Genomic DNA, 16,359 nt, shown 5'->3' with positions numbered 1-16,359 from the left:
GGATGCCGGGGCCGCACGCACGCGCGGCCCCGGCCGAGGCGATCAGCCCCGCGTGAACCAGACGGTCGTGTCGACGGGAAGCTCCGACCCCGCGAAGGGCTGGCTCTTCACGAGGGACGTCGCGTCGTCGGGCAGCGCAAGCGGCGCGGTGCCGAGGTTCGCGACCACGTGCACGTCGCCACGGCGGAAGGCGACGGCATCCGCGCCGAGGTCCTCCCAGACCAGCGATCCTGAGCCGAAGCCGTGCGCACGGCGCAGTGCGAGCAGCTCGGTGTAGAGCGAGAGCGTGGAGTTCGGGTTGGCGAGCTCGACGTCGCGCGCATACGTCGCCCATTCGTCGGGCTGCGGCAGCCACGAGAGTCCGGTGTCGTTGAAGCCGAAGGCGGGAGCATCCGCCTCCCAGGGCAGCGGCACGCGGCATCCGTCGCGACCGTAGCGCTCGTGCTGGGTGCGGAACCAGGTCGGGTCCTGGCGGTACTCGTCGGGGATCTCCATGGCCTCCGGCAGGCCGAGTTCCTCGCCCTGGTAGAGGTACGACGATCCGGGCAGCGCGAGCATGAGGGTCGTCGCCGCGCGGGCACGGGCGAGACCGATCACGGCGTCGGGCTTGTTCGGGGTGTTCGGGCCGATGCCCTCGCCCTGCGGGTTGTCGACGGTGAGCGCGAGGCGCGAGGCGTGGCGCACGACGTCGTGGTTCGACAGCACCCAGGTGCTGGGGGCGCCGACCGCGCCGAAGGCATCGAGCGACTTACGGATGACGTCGCCGAGCTCCTGCGCGTCCCACGGGGTCATCAGGTACCCGAAGTTGAAGGTCTGGTGCATCTCGTCGGGCCGCACCCAGAGCGCGGTCTTCTCGATCGTCGGCAGCCAGGCCTCGCCGCAGAGGGCGCGGTCGCCGTCGTACTCGGCGAGCAGCCGGTGCCAGTCGCGGTAGATGTCGTGCACGCCGTCCTGCCCCCAGTACGGCACGTTCGCCTCGCCGCCGCCCATCGAGTCGGCATCCGTCGGCGGGGTGTAGTCGGGCAGACCGTCGGCTTTGATCATGCCGTGGGCCACGTCGACGCGGAATCCGTCGACGCCCCGGTCGAGCCAGAAGCGCAGGATCGAGCGGAACTCCTCGCGCACCACTTCGTTGGTCCAGTCGAAGTCGGGCTGGGTGGCGTCGAAGATGTGCAGGTACCACTGGCCGAGCGTGCCGTCGGCCTCGGTGACGCGCTGCCACATGCCGCCGCCGAAGACGGACTCCCAGTTGTTCGGCGGCAGTTCGCCGTTCTCGCCCTTGCCGTCGCGGAAGATGTAGCGCGCGCGCTCGGGGCTGCCGGGAGCGGCCTGGAGCGCTTCCTGGAACCAGACGTGCTGGTCGGAGGAGTGGTTCGGCACGAGGTCGACGATCACGCGGATGCCGCGGGCATGGGCCGCCTCGAGCATGGTGTCGAAGTCGGCCAGGGTGCCGAAGAGCGGGTCGACGTCGCGGTAGTCGGCGACGTCGTATCCGGCGTCTCGCTGCGGGCTGGTCATGAAGGGGCTCAGCCAGATGGCGTCGACGCCGAGGTCCTTGAGCGAGTCCAGCCGGCTCGTGACGCCGGGCAGGTCGCCGATGCCGTCGCCCGAGGCGTCGGCGAAGGATCGGGGGTAGATCTGGTAGATGACGGCGCTGCGCCACCACTCGGATCCGGGCGCGGCGAACTGTTCGATCTCAGGCATCCCCCGAGCCTAATGCAAGCGCTTGCATCACTCGCGCACCGCGCGCCCGGGAGTACGCTGACGGCACCATCACGAGGAGGCGCCATCATGGTTCCCGAGATCAACTACTGGGCCGTTCTGCTGGCCACGCTGTCGAGCATGATCGTCGGTTCGATCTGGTACTCGCCGAAGGTGTTCGGCACGCGCTGGTCGAAGCTCGCGAACGTCGACATGGATCGCCCCGCCGCCACCGCGGTCTGGCCGATCATCACGACGGTGATCGTGAGCTTCATCACCTCCTGGGTGCTCGCCGGGGCATCCGCCATCGCCTGGCACTTCTACGGCGGGTCCTGGTTTTGGGGCGCCGTCATCACCGCGGTCACCCTCTGGGCGGGCCTCACGGCGGCCCGCTTCATCACCCACGACGCCTTCGAGGGGCGTTCGACCCGGCTCACGACGCTCAACATCGCGCACGAGCTCGTCACGGTGCTCGTGATGGCGGCGATCATCGGGGTGTGGCCGCCCGCGATGACCGTGTAAATCCTTTTCTGGTACACGAGCAGAAACTGGAAGAAATCCCCTTCCCTCTCGCGCCGGGATTTGAGAAGATCATCGCGTGACCCCCGGGTCGCCCGTGTGATCCCCCGCACACGCGTCCTCTGCGAGAGGTCCCCACATGTCTCGTCTCCCACGCCGCGCCATCGGCTGGACCGTCGCGGCCGCGCTCGTGGCCACCGCCGTACTCGCCGGCGCGGCGTCCGCAGCCTCCGGCGACCTGGCCGCCGCCGACGAGGCATCCGACCCCACTGCACCGGAGCCCTCCGTGTCGATCGCCCTCGCCTACGAGTTCCTCGACGCGCGCACCGATCAGTTCTGCGACGGCGAGGGCATGTGCCTCCCGCGCAGCTACGAGGGCGGTTTCTTCACGACGCCGACCTGGGACTTCACGCCATCGTTCGTCTACGACGACGCCCTGGTCGTCATCGCCTACACGGCGCGCGGTCTGCCCGACGACATCCGTCGCGCCGAGACCATCGGCGAGACCCTGCTGTTCGTGCAGGAGAACGACCCGATCGGCGACGGCCGCGTGCGCACGCACTACGAGCCCCACGCCATCCGTCAGGGCCGCATGGAGATCACCGGACCCGGCACCTTCACGGGCAACCAGGCCTGGGCGGGGCTGGCGCTCACCCGCCTCTTCCACGCCACCGGCGACCAGCGCTATCTCGACGGTGCGCTGCGCATCGCGAACTGGATCCAGACGAACACCGCCGACATGGTGCGCGCGCCCTACGGCTACACCGGCGGGCAGACGGATGCCGGAGACCCGCTCCTCTGGAAGTCGACCGAGCACAACGCCGACATCGCCGGGTTCTTCGGTCAGCTCGCGCAGCTCACCGGCGACACCGTCTGGGCCGATCGCGCCGCGGTCGCCGCAGATTTCGTCACGGCGATGCAGAGCGCTGACGGCCACGTCGACACCGGCACTCTGCTCGACGGCAGCACGGTCAATACGCACCCCATTCCGCTCGACGGGCAGACCTGGACCTCGCTCGCCACCGGCGACCCCCGCTACGACGCGGCCCTCGATTGGACGCTCGCGAACCTCATCGGCACCGACGGCCCCTACGTCGGCCCGGGCATCAGCAACGTCGACACGTCGAAGGTGTGGTTCGAGGGCGCCGGGCACCTGGCGCTCGCCCTGAAACTGCGGGGGGCGGCGGGCGATGACGCCTACGCGGAGACACTGCTCGACAGCATCCGTCTCGGTCAGCGCGACGCGGTGAACGGCGATGGCAAGGGGATCGTCGCGACCTCGACCGACGGACTCGACTCCGGGTTCGGCGACCTCTACTACGCCAGCCTGCACACCGGTGCGACCGCCTGGTACCTCCTGGCCGAGGCGGGCGACAACCCCTTCACCCTGCCGGCCGACTGACGCCTCCGGCTTTCGAACCGCTTGACTCGTCGTCGCCGGAAGCGACGGATCAAGCGATTCGAAAGCCCGGAGGAGTCGTCCCTCAGGCGATGTTCGCCGTGATCTTCGCCAGGTGAGCGGCTGCTTCCTCCGCCGAGCGCGTCCGGCCGCTCACGCCGGGGCGCTGCTGCCAGGGTCGGGGGCCGTCGGCGGGCCGATACTCGACGCCCGCGGCATCCAGGCGCGCGAGGTGCTCCGTCAGGCGGGGCGCGAACTCGTCGTACGACCGCTCTCCCACGGTCCACAGTGCCTCGGCCACGGCGGCGAGGCGGGGGAAAGCGCGGTAGTCGAGGCCTCGCATCGAGTCGATGTGCTCGGTCCAGAGGTTGGCCTGCCCACCCAGCACGTGGCGGGCCTGATCGGGGTCGAGCTCGGCGGGAACGGGATCGAACGTGTACGCCTTCTCGACCGTGGTGACGGTACCCGTCGGGATGGGTTCGGAAGCGAGATCCGATTCGCGGTAGTCGAGGTACACCGTGTCCTCCGGGCAGGCGACGACGTCGTGACCGGCTCGCGCGGCGGCCAGCGCCCCGACGCGGCCGCGCCACGACAGCACGGATGCCCCGTCGGCGAGGCCGCCTTCGAGGATCTCGTCCCAGCCGAGGAGTTTGCGTCCACGTGAGGCGAGGTGCGCACCGATGCGTCCGACGAACCAGCTCTGCAGCTCCTCCTCGTCGTGCAGACCGAGCTCGCGCATGCGCTCCTGGGTGCGCTCGTCCTCGACCCACTGGACCTTCGGGCACTCGTCACCGCCGATGCAGATGTACGGCGAAGGGAACAGGTCGATGACCTCGTCGAGTACGCCGCACAGGAAGTCGATGGTGGACTCCTCGACATTGAAGATCACGGGATTGATACCCCATCGAGTCCAGGGCGTGGTCGGCTCGGCATCGCCGACGCCCAGCTCCGGGTAGGCCGCGACCGCCGCCTGGGCGTGACCGGGCAGCTCGATCTCCGGAACGACGGTGATGCCGCGGGCCGCCGCGTAGCTGACGATCTCGCGGATGTCGTCCTGTGTGTAGAACCCGCCGTGCGGGCGCCCGTCGGTCGCCGACCCGTGGGCTGCGCCGAGCTGGGTCTCGGGACGCCACCCGCCGACCTCGGTCAGCCGTGGATACCGGGCGATCTCGATCCGCCATCCCTGGTCGTCGGTGAGGTGCAGATGCAGCGTGTTGAGGCGGTGCATCGCGAGCAGATCGATGAAGCGCAGCACGTCGCGGGTCGGGGCGAAATGGCGCACGACATCGAGCATGGCGCCGCGCCACGGGAACTTCGGGGCATCCTCGACGCGCGTGACCGGGGTGGTCCACCGTGTCGTGGCCACGGGGGAGCGGCGGTACGCGGCAGACGGGAACAACTGGAGCAGCGCCTGCACGGCCCAGTGCGCCCCCCGGTCGGTCGACGCCGTGAGGTGGATGCCCCGCTCGGTGGTCTCAAGCCCGAACCCCTCGGGCGCGAGAGCCGGGTCGAGGTCGAGGCGGATGCTCGGCGCGTCGGCGTCGCCTGCGGGGGCCGCGCTATCGGCCACCGCCACCGGGAGCACGAAGCCGGTCGCCGCGCGCAATCGTTCCTGCAGCCGCAGGGCCGGCTCGAGTAGCGCGGGGTGAGTGGAGAGCGTCGCGTCCGAGGCGAGTTCGAACTCTCCGGGGGTGGTGGTCTGCGAAGCGGGTCGGGGCAGAAGGGTCGGCATGGGGCAGCTCCTCGCTGTATTTCGCCCGGGCATGAATTAGTTGGTTACATGCCCTAATAGTTAGTAAATAAAGTGACCTAATTCGACGAGCTGGATTTCCGGTGATTGCGAAACAAGGCCGTCATAACGGGGAAACATAACAGTTCTACATCTCCCAACATAATGATTGACAAAGGATATGCAACAGATGTGTACTAACTTCACCGCACGACACATCGACGTATCCGTTTGCGGTATCCCACCTACCAAGGAGACTCACGTGGCAATCAGGAAGTTGGCGACGATCGGTGCGATGGGCATCGTCACCGCTCTCGCACTCACCGCATGCTCGGGTTCGGCCGGCGCCGGAAATGCCGGAGCACCCACCGACGGCAAGGTGCCCGAGGTCGACGGCTCGGGCGAGAAGATCACCGTCTGGGTCATGCAGAACGACTACACCCCCGAGACGCTCGACGCGATCAACGCGAAGTTCACCGAGCTCACCGGCGCAGAGGTCAGCGTGCAGTCGCAGACCTGGGACGGCATCACCACCAAGATCACCACCGCTCTCGCGACCGACACCCCGCCCGATGTGCTCGACGTGGGCAACACGCAGATCGCCAGCTACGCCGCCAACGGAGGGCTCCTCGACCTGACGCCGTACAAGGACGACCTCGCCCAGGGGCAGACCTGGCTCGACGGACTGGTCGATCCCGCCACGGTCGACGGCACGCTCTACGGCGTGCCCGGTTTCGCCGGAGCCCGTGCGGTCATCTACAACAAGAAGATGTGGGCGGATGCGGGTGTGACCGAGGCGCCGACCACCTACGACGAACTCACCGCCGCTCTCGACAAGGTGAAGGCCGCCAATGCGCAGAGCGCCGATTTCTCGGCCTTCTACCTCCCCGGCCAGTACTTCTACGCGGGGATGCAATTCGTCTGGGACGCCGGCGGAGACATCGCCACCGAGAAGGACGGCGAGTGGACCTCGGGCTTCAGTTCCGACGAGGCGATCGAGGGGCTCGAGGCGTTCAAGGAGTTCCAGAACGAGTACTCCACGGCGGCCTCGGCGACGCTCGACACCTTCGAGCCCAACCAGAGCCAGCTCTTCGCCGACGGAAAGACCTCGGCGATCCTCAACACCAACACGGGCGCGATCCTCAAGATCAATCCCGCGCTCGAGGCCGACCTCGGTACCTTCCCGTTCCCCGGCATCTCGGGCGAGGCGCAGCCGGTCATGCTCGGCGGATCGGACTGGGCGATCCCCGCGAAGTCGCCGAAGTCCGACCTCGCCCTCAACTGGGTGAAGATCGCCGCCAGCCCCGAGATCCAGCAGGAGTACGTCGTGGGCGTCGACAAGTGGATCCCGAACAGCGTCGAGGGCATTGAGTTCGCCCAGGAGTCGCTCGACGAGGTGCGGTCGAGCTTCTTCACCGCGGCGCTGACCTCGAAGGCCACCCCCGCGAACGCCAACTGGACGACCATCGAGAGCAACAAGGCCATCAACAACCTCTTCTCGGGGATCGCGTCCGGCTCGAAGAGCGTCGAGGAGGCGGCGAAGGACTTCGACGCCGACGCCGACAAGACGCTCAACATCGAGTAGTCGCCCGGGATGCCGCGCGGTCGCGCCGCGCGGCATCCCGTCGCATCGCCCCCTCCTGCCCCTTCCGGGCCCCGACCTGAAGAAAGGCGAGTCCTTGGTCACCACCCCCGTGGAGTCCCCGCCGACGGCTCCTTCCCGCTCTCCCCGGCCGGCTGCGTCATCGAAGACGCACCGCTCCGGCTCACTCACCCGTTCGTCGGCGCCGTTCTGGTTGCTGACCCCCGCAGGGCTCATGATCGTGTTCGTCACGCTCCTCCCGATCGGGTTCCTCGTCTTCACCTCGTTCACGAACTACAACCAGCGCACCCTTTTCACCGGCGCGTTCGACATCGTGGGCTTCGACCAGTACGCGGCCGTTCTGACCGACCAGGAATTCTGGCTGTCGCTCATCCGCACCATCATCTTCACCGCGGCGCTGGTCGTCGGCAGCGTCGCCATCGGCGCCGGGATGTCGCATCTCATGACGCGCCTCCCCACCGGCATCCGTCACCTCACGACCGTGGTGCTGATCCTCGCCTGGGCGATGCCGAACGTGGCGTCGTCGATCGTGTGGTCCTGGCTCTTCCAGCCGCAGTACGGCGTGATCAACTGGATCCTGACCCAGCTCGGCGTCTTCGGCGACATGACCAGTCGCGACTGGGCATCCGATCCCGTCCTCGTGTGGGTCTGCATCTGGCTGCTCGTGGTCTGGGGCGCCGTGCCCTTCATCGCTCTCACGCTCTACGCCGCCGAGACCCAGGTGGCCGTCGAGCTCAAGGAAGCGGCTCGACTCGACGGAGCATCCGAGTGGCGCATCTATCGGGTCGTCGTGCTGCCGTCGATCGGGCCCACCATCCTGCTGGTGACGATGCTCTCGATCATCTGGGACTTCAACGTCTTCAACCAGATCTGGCTGATCTCCGAGGGCGGGCCCAACGGGGCGACCTCGACGCTCGGCGTCTTCACCTACACGACCGCCTTCTCCGGCAACCTGCAGATCGGTGCGGGCTCGGCCATCGCGGTCGCCTCGACGATCATCCTCGCGGCGCTGAGCGCCGTGTACATCCGGCACCTCGTGCGCTCGGGAGAGGACCTCTGACATGACCACCCGCTCCCGTCGTGTGCGGCGCGCCCCCTGGGTCAGCAGCAGCATCGCCATCCTGTTCTGCATCGTGTGGGCGTTCCCCGTCTACTGGATGATCAACACCGCGTTCAAACCGCGGTCCGAGATGCTCAGCAGCACACCGCACTTCTTCCCGCAGGCGCCGACGCTCGACAACTTCTTCACCGCGATCGGCAAGGGCCAGTTCCTCGTCTACCTGCAGAACTCCGTGATCGTCGTCGCCGGGGCGGTGATCTTCGCGATCGTCCTCGGCATCTTCGCGGCGGCCGCCCTCTCGAGGTTCCGGTTCCGTGGCCGCCGACCGATCCTGGTGCTCATCCTCATCGTGCAGATGCTGCCCGGCACGGCGCTGCTGATCCCGCAGTTCCTCATCTTCAACTCGATGGGGCTCCTCGGCACGTACTGGGGGCTGATCTTCGCCTACGTCGCCAGCGTGCTGCCGTTCTCGATCTGGGTCATGCGCGGATTCTTCCTCGCGATCCCGATCGAGATCGACGAGGCCGCCCGCATCGACGGCGCCTCAACCTGGCAGGTGCTGACGCGCGTGCTGTTCCCGCTCGTGATGCCGGGCATCGTCTCGAGCAGCGTGTTCGCGTTCATCGCCGCGTGGAACGACTACATCGTCGCTTTCACGTTCATGAAGGATCAGGCGAACTACACGCTGCCCGTCTGGCTGAACTCGTTCACCGTCTCGGTGGGCGGCGAGATGGGAACCGACTACGGCGGGCAGATGGCCGCGGCCACCCTCTTCTCACTTCCCGTCGTCGTCTTCTTCATGATCATCCAGCGGAATCTGGTGACCGGCATGTCGGCCGGTGCCGTCAAGGGGTGAACGGACGGATGCCCGCGGGCGACGGGCTCCCCTCGTCGAACGCCTCCTCCGTCGATGAGTCCTTATCGTCGGAGGGGCGCGTCGGGGGACAATGGGCTGTGGCCGATCTCCGCATCACGACCAAGGCGCTCCCCGAGCACAACCGTCTGCGCAACCGGGCGATGCTGCTGCAGACCCTCTTCCACGACGGGCCCCGCAGTCGCGCCGACATCGCGCGCGGTTCGGGACTCAACAAGGTCACCGTCTCGACGATCGTCGGCGACCTGATCGAGCAGGGCATCGTCGTCGAGGCCGGGCAGTCCACGGACGTGCGAGTCGGCAAGCCCGCCACCCTCGTCGCGCTCGACGAGGACTCCCGATCGATCATCAGCCTCGATCTGTCCGATGCGCTCTCGTTCCGCGGAGCAGTGATGAACCTGCGCGGTCGGGCGGCTCACCAACGCCAGGTCGATGCGGTCACCGAGAAGGGCGATGCGGCGATCGCCCGCGTCGTCTCGCTCGCCGAGGAGCTGCTCGCCGAGGCATCCGCTCCGGTCCTCGGCATCGGCGTCGGCAGTCCCGGGATCGTCGATCGCTCCGGCGTCGTGCGCTACGCCCCGCACCTCGGATGGTTCGACGCCGACCTGCGCGGTGCGCTCGCCGACCGCTTCGGGCTCCCGGTGCACGTGGTCAACGACGCGAACGGCATGGCGCTGGCCGTGCACACCTTCCGCGACAACGACGGCCGGAGCATCCTCATCGTGACGATCCAGCGAGGTGCGGGCGCCGGTCTCATCGTCGGCGAGACGCTGGTCGACGGGGTCGACTTCACGGCCGGCGAGATCGGCCACGTCGTCATCGACCCGCGCCGGGAGACCACCTGCCTCTGCGGCCGGAAGGGGTGTCTCGATTCGATCGTGGCCGTCCCGCAGATCCGTCGCCGTCTCGACGACGGCGAGGACCGCGACTCCGTCATGGACGACGCGGCGGATGCTCTCGCCGCGGCACTCGGGCCGATCATCTCGGTTCTCGGTGCGACTCACGTGGTGCTCGTGGGCCCGGAGGACATCCTCGACGACGGGTTCGCCGACCGCACGCGCGCTCGCCTCGTCGATCGCACCCTTCCCACCACGACGAGCGTGGTGAGCGTCGACATCGGTTCGGACGGCGGTCTGCTCGCATTGCAGGGCCCGCTCGTCGCCGTCCTCTCGGCAGAGTTGGGCATCTCGTGAGCCGCGACGGCGAGAAGGCGCTGCCCGAGCACACGCGCAAGTCGAACCGCTCCCTGATCCTGCGCACCCTCTTCCGCTGCGACGGCATGAGCAGGGCCGACCTGGCCCGGGCGACCGGGCTCACGCGGGTGAGCGTGTCGCGCATCGTCGACGACCTCGCGGCCGAAGGTCTGGTGCGCGAGAGCGGGCCGAGCCCGGAGGGGCGGGTGGGGAAGCCCAGCACGCTCATCGCGCTGAATCCCGACGCGTACCATGTCGTGACCCTCGACCTCTCGGCGTACGCCGAGCTGAGTGGCGCGATCATGAACCTCGACGGAGAGGTCGTGCACGCGATGAGCGTGCCCACCGACGGCGCGCGCGGCGCCGCCCTGCTGGATCGCGTGTGCGCTCTCGCCGCGGCCCTCGTCAAACGCTCGACCGTGCGGGTTCTCGGGGTGGGCGTCGGCTCGCCGGGTGTCGTCGACACGGAGGGCGTCGTGCGCGAAGCGGTGGCCTTCGACTGGCACGACCTCGAGGTCGCCGCGGCGATCTCGCGCGCGGTGCCGGTGCCGGTGCACGTCGCCAACGATGCCAACGCCGCGGCGCTCGCCGCTCGCACCTACGGCCAGCCCGGCGTCGACAACCTGGCTCTCGTGCGGATCGGGCAGGGTATCGGCAGCGGTGTCATCGTGGGCGGTGCGCTCGTCACCGGAGCACGCTTCACGGCGGGCGAGATCGGTCATGTGCTGGTCGAGGAGGGCGGCGCGGTATGCCGCTGCGGCCGCCGCGGGTGCCTCGAGGTCGTTGCGGCGGTTCCGTGGATCCGCGAGAGGCTGGCCGAGCCCGGGGTCTCGCCCGACACCGTCCTCGCCCATGCCGGTCGCGCGCTCGGCAGGGTTCTCGCACCGGTGGTCGCCGCTCTCGGGCTCGAACAGGTCGTTCTCTCGGGGCCTCCCGAGATCGTCGCCGGGGTGTTCCTCGACGAGACCCGAGCGGCGATCGAGCACCACTCGTTGGCCATCGTCACCGATGACTTCGAGATCCGCGTCGCCGTACGCGGCGACGACATCGTGCTGCTCGGCGGCACCGCCCTCGTCGTGGCCGAGGAACTCGGCATCCGCTGAGCGGCGTCTCCTCCTCGCCGTCGCGAACGAGAGGGGGCGGATGCCGAAGCATCCGCCCCCTCTTCGAAGCAGTTACGCGGCGACGCGCGCGACCGCGGCGATCGCGCTCGCGAAGAAGCCGATCCCGTCGATGCCGGAGCGCATGGCCACCGAGGTGTCGGGGCCGAAGCCGGCCTCGGTCGCGTGCTCGGGGTGCGGCATGAGCCCCACGACGTTGCCCGCCTCGTTCGTGATGCCGGCGATGTCGCGCAGCGAACCGTTGGGGTTGACGCCCGCGTAGCGGAAGGCCACGAGACCCTCGCCCTCGATGCGGTCGAGGGTCTGCTCGTCGGCGATGTAGCCGCCGTCGGCGTTCTTGAGCGGGATGACGATCTCCTGACCGCGGCGGAACTCGTTGGTCCACGCGGTGTCGGAGTTCTCGACCGTCAGCTTCTGGTCGCGGCGGATGAAGTGCTGGTGGCTGTTGCGGATGAGTCCGCCGGGCAGCAGGTGCGACTCGACGAGCATCTGGAAGCCGTTGCAGATGCCGAGCACGGGAAGGCCCTTGGCCGCGGCATCCTTCACCTCGGCCATGATCGGCGAGAGCGCGGCGATGGAGCCGGCGCGCAGGTAGTCGCCGTAACTGAACCCGCCCGGCAGCACGAGGGCGTCGACACCCTCGAGGTCGTGCGAACCGTGCCAGAGGGCGACGGGCTCGGCACCGGCGATGCGTACGGCGCGCTGCGCGTCGCGGTCGTCGAGCGAGCCGGGGAAGGTCACGACCCCGATGCGTACGGTCATTGGACGACCTCGATGCCCACGACGTCTTCGATCACGGAGTTCGACAGCACCTCGTCGGCGATGCGGGTCGCCTCGGCGAGCAGCTCGTCGGTGACCTCGCCCTCGACCGTGAGCTCGAAGCGCTTGCCGATGCGGACGTCGGAGAAGCCCTCGACGCCGAGGCGTGCGAACGCTCCGGAGACGGCCTTCCCCTGCGGGTCGAGCAGTTCGGACTTGGGCATGACGTCGACGACGATGGTGGGCATGAACGGCTCCAGAAGTCGCGGGCAGGAAGGCGCGTCCAGTCTACCGCCCTGCTCCGGGCGCGATTCGCCGCCGGGCGTGGCGCACGGGGCGTCGCTCAGGCGTGGAAGGTGGCTTCGCTCAGGCGTGGAAGACGGTGTGCAGATCGCCGATGAGCTCGCGGCCGCCGAGGCCGTCGATCTCGAACAGCACCGAGATGCCGACCACGTGGCTGCCGAGGCGTTCGACGAGCTGACGCCCGGCGGCGAGGGTGCCACCCGTCGCGAGCACGTCGTCGATGAGCAGCACGCGCGATCCCGCGGGCAGGTCGTCGTGCATCTCGATCGTGGCGGTGCCGTACTCGAGGGCGTAGTCGACGGATGCCGCGGGGCGGGGCAGCTTGCCCGCCTTGCGGATCGGGATGAGCCCGGTGCCCGCGGCGATCGCGGCGGCGCTCGCGAGGATGAACCCTCGGGCCTCGATCCCGGCGATCACGTCGAACTGCCCGGCGAAGGGCTCGATGATGGCCTCGGTCGTGACGCGGAGGGCCTCGGCGTCGGCGAGCAGCGGAGTGATGTCGCGGAAGACGATGCCCGGCTGGGGGTAGTCCGGCACGTTGCGGATCAGCGACTGGGCGCGGACGAGGGCAGGGGCGAGTTCGGCTTCGGGCACTGAGCAAGGGTACTCCTCGCGTTCGACGGTTTCGAAAACGAGAACCCTTGACAATCGTGGGAGCGCTCTCATATCGTGGCCGGAACGTCGTGGGAGCGCTCCCATCGCGGAGTCCACGGCTCAGCACTATCCCGACGCACCACCCACCGCACCACCTCACAAAGGAGTGAACTGTGAACGCACGCGCCCGCCACCGGGTCCTCACGACCGCAGCCGTGGCATCCGTCTCGGCCCTCGCCCTCGCCGGCTGTTCCACCGGCGGAGGAGACGAGGGCGGCTCGAACGCCGATGAGAAGATCACCCTCACCGTCACCACGTTCGGCACCTTCGGCTACGACGACCTGTACGAGGAGTACGAGGCCGCCCACCCGAACATCACCATCGAGGCCACCAACATCGACACCGGTGGCAACGCCCGCACCGACGCCTTCACCAAGATCGCAGCAGGTTCCGGCCTCAGCGACGTCGTCGCGATCGAGGAGGGCTGGCTCGGCGCCGTCATGGACGTCTCCGACACCTTCGTCGATCTGCGCGACTACGGCATCGAGGACCGCAAGGACGACTGGGTCGACTGGAAGTACGGCCAGGCGACGGATGCCGAGGGCCGCGTCATCGGCTACGGCACCGACATCGGCCCCTCGGGCATCTGCTACAACGGCGCCGCATTCGAGGCTGCCGGTCTTCCGAGCGACCGCGAGTCGGTCGCCGAGCTGCTGAACGGCGACTGGGAGAACTACTTCCAGGTCGGCGCCGACTACACGGCCACGACCGGCAAGGCCTGGTACGACCACTCCGGCTTCGTCTGGAACGCGATGGTCAACCAGCTCGACGAGGGGTACTACACCGCCGACGGCGAGCTGAACGTCGAGGGCAACGACGAGCTGCAGGAGCGCTTCGAACTGCTCGGAGCGGCGACCGAGAGCGGCCAGTCCGCCGCGCAGACGGCGTGGGACTGGAACGGCGGCAAGTCGTTCGTCGACGGCACCTTCGCGACGTTCGTGTGCCCGGGCTGGATGCTCGGCGTCGTGCAGGGGCAGGTCGAGGCCGGTGGCGGCGACGCATCGACCGGCTGGGACTTCGCGGATGTCTTCCCCGGAGGAGCGGCGAACTGGGGCGGGGCGTTCCTCTCGATCCCCGAGTCCTCGCAGCACAAGGAGGCCGCGGCCGAACTCGCCGACTGGCTGACGCAGCCCGAGCAGCAGGTGAAGCAGTCGGCCGCGGCCGGCAACTTCCCCTCGACGGTGACGGCGCAGGAGACCCTCGCCGCCGACGCCACGCCGAACGCGTTCTTCAACGACGCCCCCACCGGCGCGATCCTCGCGGAGCGCGCGAAGGGCGTGGTCGCGCAGTTCAAGGGCGCCGATGACTCGGTGATCCAGGAGAACGTCTTCGGCCCGGCGCTCAGCGCGCTCGACCGCGGCGAGACCGACACGAAGGGTGCCTGGGATCAGGCGATCTCCCTCCTGAACGACCTGGTCGGCTGACCGGCCCTTCGACAGGCTCAGGGACCCATCGGTACTGGGTTGCTGAGCCTGTCGAAGCATCCCGCAAAGGAACCCCATGACTCTCACCGCACCGCCCGCGCCGCAGCGGGCCGCGGCATCCGCCCCTGAATCGGATGCTCCGCCGAAGCGCCCCTGGCGCCACCGGCTCTCGCGCTTCGACCAGAACGCCTCGCCGTACTTCTACATCTCGCCGTTCTTCCTGCTGTTCGGTCTGGTGGGTCTCTTCCCGCTGCTGTACACGGTGTACGTCGCCGTGCACGAGTGGGATCTGCTCAAGGGCGAGGGCGGGTTCGTCGGCTTCGGCAACTTCGCCGAGATCCTCGGCGACGGGATGTTCTGGAACTCGATCCTCAACACCCTCAGCATCTTCCTGCTGTCGGCGATCCCGCAGCTCGCGGTCGCCCTCACGATCGCCTATCTGCTCGATCGCGGCCTGCGCGCACCGACGTTCTGGCGCATGAGCGTGCTCATCCCGTTCGTGGTCACCCCGGTGGCGGTCGCGATCATCTTCTCGAGCATCTTCAACGAGGCCGACGGCCTCGCGAACAACCTGCTCAACCTCATCGGCATCGCCGACCAGCAGTGGAAGCACGACACCGCGCTGTCGCACATCGCGATCGCGGTGATGGTGAACTTCCGCTGGACCGGGTACAACGCCCTCATCCTGCTCGCTGCGATGCAGGCCGTGCCGCGCGATCTCTACGAGTCCGCGGCCCTCGACGGCGCGGGTGCGGCCCGCCGCTTCTTCTCGATCACGATCCCGACGATCCGCCCGACCCTGATCTTCGTCATCATCACGGCGACCATCGGCGGACTGCAGATCTTCGCCGAGCCGCGGCTGTTCGACGTCTCGACGGCGGGCGGCATCGGCGGCAGCGATCGGCAGTTCCAGACGACCGTGCTGTTCCTCTGGGAGCTCGCGTTCTTCCGGCGCGACCTGGGCGAAGCATCCGCCGTCGCCATCCTGCTGTTCCTGCTGATCGTCGGCATCGGCGTGATCAACTTCCTGATCTCGCGCCGCATCTCCACCGGCGACGCCCCGAAGAACCGTGCCGCGCGCCGCCGCGCCCGTGCGACCGCAGCCACCCTCGAGGAGGACGCCCGATGACCGCGACCATGGCACTGAGCGTGCCCGAGAAGATCCGTCGTCGCCGCGGGGCCACCCTCGGCAACGCGGGCATCGGCAGTCGGCCCGGCTTCCTCACCTACGGGCTGCTGGCCGCCTTCATCATCGGCAGCGTCTATCCGCTGTGGTGGTCGGTCGTCGTCGCGAGCGGCACGAACGCCACGCGCGGCGAGACCCTGCCGCTCGTCCCGGGCGGCAACTTCTTCGTGAACGCGGCGAAGGTGTTCGACGCGATCCCGTTCTGGTTGGCGCTGGGAAACTCGTTCCTCATCTCGGGCATCATCACGATCTCGGTCGTCACGTTCTCGACGCTGGCGGGTTATGCGTTCGCGAAGCTGCGGTTCAAGGGACGCGACGGCCTCATGGTGTTCGTGATCGCGACGATGGCGATCCCGACCCAGTTGGGCATCATCCCGCTGTTCATGCTCATGCGCGAACTCGGCTGGACGGGGTCGATCGGTGCCGTGATCGTGCCGACGCTCGTCACCGCGTTCGGCGTCTTCTTCATGCGGCAGTACCTCGTCGACGTCATCCCCGACGAGCTGATCGAGGCGGCCCGGATGGACGGCGCGAACCAGTTCCGCACGTTCCTGACGGTCGGCATCCCGGCTGCGCGCCCCGCGATGGCCATCCTCGGGCTCTTCACGTTCATGACCGCGTGGACCGATTACCTGTGGCCGCTCATCGTGCTCTCGCCCTCGAACCCCACCCTCCAGACCGCGCTGAGCCAACTGCAGTCCGGTTACTACATCGACTACTCGATCGTGCTCGCCGGTGCGGTGCTCGCGACCCTCCCGCTGCTCGTGCTCTTCGTGGTCGCGGGCAAGCAGCTGGTCAGTGGCATCATGGCGGGCGCGGTGAAAGGATGACTCC

15 protein-coding genes are annotated in these 16,359 nt (G+C 68.4%); 10 read left to right on the top strand and 5 right to left on the bottom strand.

Annotation, left to right across the window (positions count from 1 at the left end):
- Window positions 1–42 precede the first annotated feature (42 nt).
- The gene (locus ACIPVN_RS08160) at window positions 43–1,704 is read right to left on the bottom strand and encodes a glycoside hydrolase family 13 protein (RefSeq protein WP_400441877.1); all 1,662 of its coding nucleotides are present in this window, start codon (window positions 1,702–1,704) and stop codon (window positions 43–45) included.
- A gap of 87 nt (window positions 1,705–1,791) precedes the next feature.
- Here ACIPVN_RS08160 and ACIPVN_RS08155 point away from each other — a divergent pair, with 87 nt between their 5' ends.
- Entirely contained in the window at window positions 1,792–2,223 is a 432-nt protein-coding gene (locus ACIPVN_RS08155; protein WP_400441875.1) for a DUF1761 domain-containing protein, read from the top strand.
- 136 nt (window positions 2,224–2,359) lie between these two features.
- A complete protein-coding gene (locus ACIPVN_RS08150) occupies window positions 2,360–3,622 on the top strand; it encodes a hypothetical protein (protein ID WP_400441872.1) in 1,263 nt (420 codons plus the stop codon).
- An 82-nt stretch (window positions 3,623–3,704) separates the two neighbouring features.
- Here ACIPVN_RS08150 and ACIPVN_RS08145 read toward each other — a convergent pair whose 3' ends face one another.
- Complete coding sequence (locus tag ACIPVN_RS08145; protein WP_400441869.1) at window positions 3,705–5,351, bottom strand: beta-N-acetylhexosaminidase; 1,647 nt, start codon at window positions 5,349–5,351, stop codon at window positions 3,705–3,707.
- Between the two features lie 259 nt (window positions 5,352–5,610).
- On the opposite strand from ACIPVN_RS08145, the gene ACIPVN_RS08140 reads away from it, so the two are divergent.
- The 5 genes from ACIPVN_RS08140 to ACIPVN_RS08120 all read left to right on the top strand — a co-directional run bounded on the left by ACIPVN_RS08140 (window position 5,611) and on the right by ACIPVN_RS08120 (window position 11,181).
- Window positions 5,611–6,933: an extracellular solute-binding protein gene (locus ACIPVN_RS08140; RefSeq protein ID WP_400441867.1), complete on the top strand. Its 1,323-nt coding sequence runs from the start codon at window positions 5,611–5,613 to the stop codon at window positions 6,931–6,933.
- Between the two features lie 232 nt (window positions 6,934–7,165).
- A complete protein-coding gene (locus ACIPVN_RS08135; RefSeq protein ID WP_400441864.1) occupies window positions 7,166–8,011 on the top strand; it encodes a carbohydrate ABC transporter permease in 846 nt (281 codons plus the stop codon).
- A gap of 1 nt (window position 8,012) precedes the next feature.
- Complete coding sequence (locus tag ACIPVN_RS08130) at window positions 8,013–8,867, top strand: carbohydrate ABC transporter permease (RefSeq protein WP_400441862.1); 855 nt, start codon at window positions 8,013–8,015, stop codon at window positions 8,865–8,867.
- 98 nt (window positions 8,868–8,965) lie between these two features.
- Window positions 8,966–10,078 carry an ROK family protein gene (locus ACIPVN_RS08125; protein ID WP_400441860.1) on the top strand — a complete coding sequence of 371 codons (1,113 nt, stop codon included), beginning with the start codon at window positions 8,966–8,968 and terminating at the stop codon, window positions 10,076–10,078.
- Window positions 10,075–11,181 (top strand): ROK family protein, encoded by a 1,107-nt coding sequence (locus tag ACIPVN_RS08120; protein WP_400441858.1) that lies wholly within the window; start codon window positions 10,075–10,077, stop codon window positions 11,179–11,181. The genes ACIPVN_RS08125 and ACIPVN_RS08120 overlap by 4 nt, the downstream gene beginning before the upstream one ends.
- Window positions 11,182–11,253: 72 nt before the next feature.
- On the opposite strand, the gene purQ is transcribed toward ACIPVN_RS08120, so the two are convergent.
- From purQ to ACIPVN_RS08105, 3 genes are all read right to left on the bottom strand, one after another.
- Entirely contained in the window at window positions 11,254–11,961 is a 708-nt protein-coding gene (purQ, locus tag ACIPVN_RS08115) for a phosphoribosylformylglycinamidine synthase subunit PurQ (RefSeq protein ID WP_247623654.1), read from the bottom strand.
- Window positions 11,958–12,206 carry a phosphoribosylformylglycinamidine synthase subunit PurS gene (purS, locus tag ACIPVN_RS08110; protein WP_400441855.1) on the bottom strand — a complete coding sequence of 83 codons (249 nt, stop codon included), beginning with the start codon at window positions 12,204–12,206 and terminating at the stop codon, window positions 11,958–11,960. Before purS ends, purQ begins: the two co-directional genes overlap by 4 nt.
- Before the next feature lie 118 nt (window positions 12,207–12,324).
- Complete coding sequence (locus ACIPVN_RS08105) at window positions 12,325–12,855, bottom strand: adenine phosphoribosyltransferase (protein WP_400441852.1); 531 nt, start codon at window positions 12,853–12,855, stop codon at window positions 12,325–12,327.
- A 173-nt stretch (window positions 12,856–13,028) separates the two neighbouring features.
- Here ACIPVN_RS08105 and ACIPVN_RS08100 point away from each other — a divergent pair, with 173 nt between their 5' ends.
- The 3 genes from ACIPVN_RS08100 (at window position 13,029) to ACIPVN_RS08090 (ending at window position 16,355) form a co-directional block, all read left to right on the top strand.
- The gene (locus tag ACIPVN_RS08100) at window positions 13,029–14,339 is read left to right on the top strand and encodes an ABC transporter substrate-binding protein (protein ID WP_400441849.1); all 1,311 of its coding nucleotides are present in this window, start codon (window positions 13,029–13,031) and stop codon (window positions 14,337–14,339) included.
- A 76-nt stretch (window positions 14,340–14,415) separates the two neighbouring features.
- Window positions 14,416–15,468: a carbohydrate ABC transporter permease gene (locus ACIPVN_RS08095; RefSeq protein WP_400441847.1), complete on the top strand. Its 1,053-nt coding sequence runs from the start codon at window positions 14,416–14,418 to the stop codon at window positions 15,466–15,468.
- The gene (locus ACIPVN_RS08090) at window positions 15,465–16,355 is read left to right on the top strand and encodes a carbohydrate ABC transporter permease (protein WP_400441844.1); all 891 of its coding nucleotides are present in this window, start codon (window positions 15,465–15,467) and stop codon (window positions 16,353–16,355) included. The genes ACIPVN_RS08095 and ACIPVN_RS08090 overlap by 4 nt, the downstream gene beginning before the upstream one ends.
- Window positions 16,356–16,359: the final 4 nt, after the last annotated feature.

Origin of the sequence: Microbacterium sp. NPDC090003 (genome assembly GCF_044748385.1) — a bacterium.
Taxonomy (GTDB): domain Bacteria; phylum Actinomycetota; class Actinomycetes; order Actinomycetales; family Microbacteriaceae; genus Microbacterium.
This window is presented reverse-complemented; position numbering and strand designations above follow the sequence as displayed.

What these genes read in the sequence shown, in the direction of transcription:
- ACIPVN_RS08160 (WP_400441877.1), bottom strand. Translation starts at nt 1,704, where the DNA reads ATGCCTGAGATCGAACAGTTCGCCGCGCCCGGATCCGAGTGGTGGCGC.
- ACIPVN_RS08155 (WP_400441875.1), top strand. Translation starts at nt 1,792, where the DNA reads ATGGTTCCCGAGATCAACTACTGGGCCGTTCTGCTGGCCACGCTGTCG.
- ACIPVN_RS08150 (WP_400441872.1), top strand. Translation starts at nt 2,360, where the DNA reads ATGTCTCGTCTCCCACGCCGCGCCATCGGCTGGACCGTCGCGGCCGCG.
- ACIPVN_RS08145 (WP_400441869.1), bottom strand. Translation starts at nt 5,351, where the DNA reads ATGCCGACCCTTCTGCCCCGACCCGCTTCGCAGACCACCACCCCCGGA.
- ACIPVN_RS08135 (WP_400441864.1), top strand. Translation starts at nt 7,166, where the DNA reads ATGATCGTGTTCGTCACGCTCCTCCCGATCGGGTTCCTCGTCTTCACC.
- ACIPVN_RS08130 (WP_400441862.1), top strand. Translation starts at nt 8,013, where the DNA reads ATGACCACCCGCTCCCGTCGTGTGCGGCGCGCCCCCTGGGTCAGCAGC.
- purQ (WP_247623654.1), bottom strand. Translation starts at nt 11,961, where the DNA reads ATGACCGTACGCATCGGGGTCGTGACCTTCCCCGGCTCGCTCGACGAC.
- purS (WP_400441855.1), bottom strand. Translation starts at nt 12,206, where the DNA reads ATGCCCACCATCGTCGTCGACGTCATGCCCAAGTCCGAACTGCTCGAC.
- ACIPVN_RS08095 (WP_400441847.1), top strand. Translation starts at nt 14,416, where the DNA reads ATGACTCTCACCGCACCGCCCGCGCCGCAGCGGGCCGCGGCATCCGCC.
- ACIPVN_RS08090 (WP_400441844.1), top strand. Translation starts at nt 15,465, where the DNA reads ATGACCGCGACCATGGCACTGAGCGTGCCCGAGAAGATCCGTCGTCGC.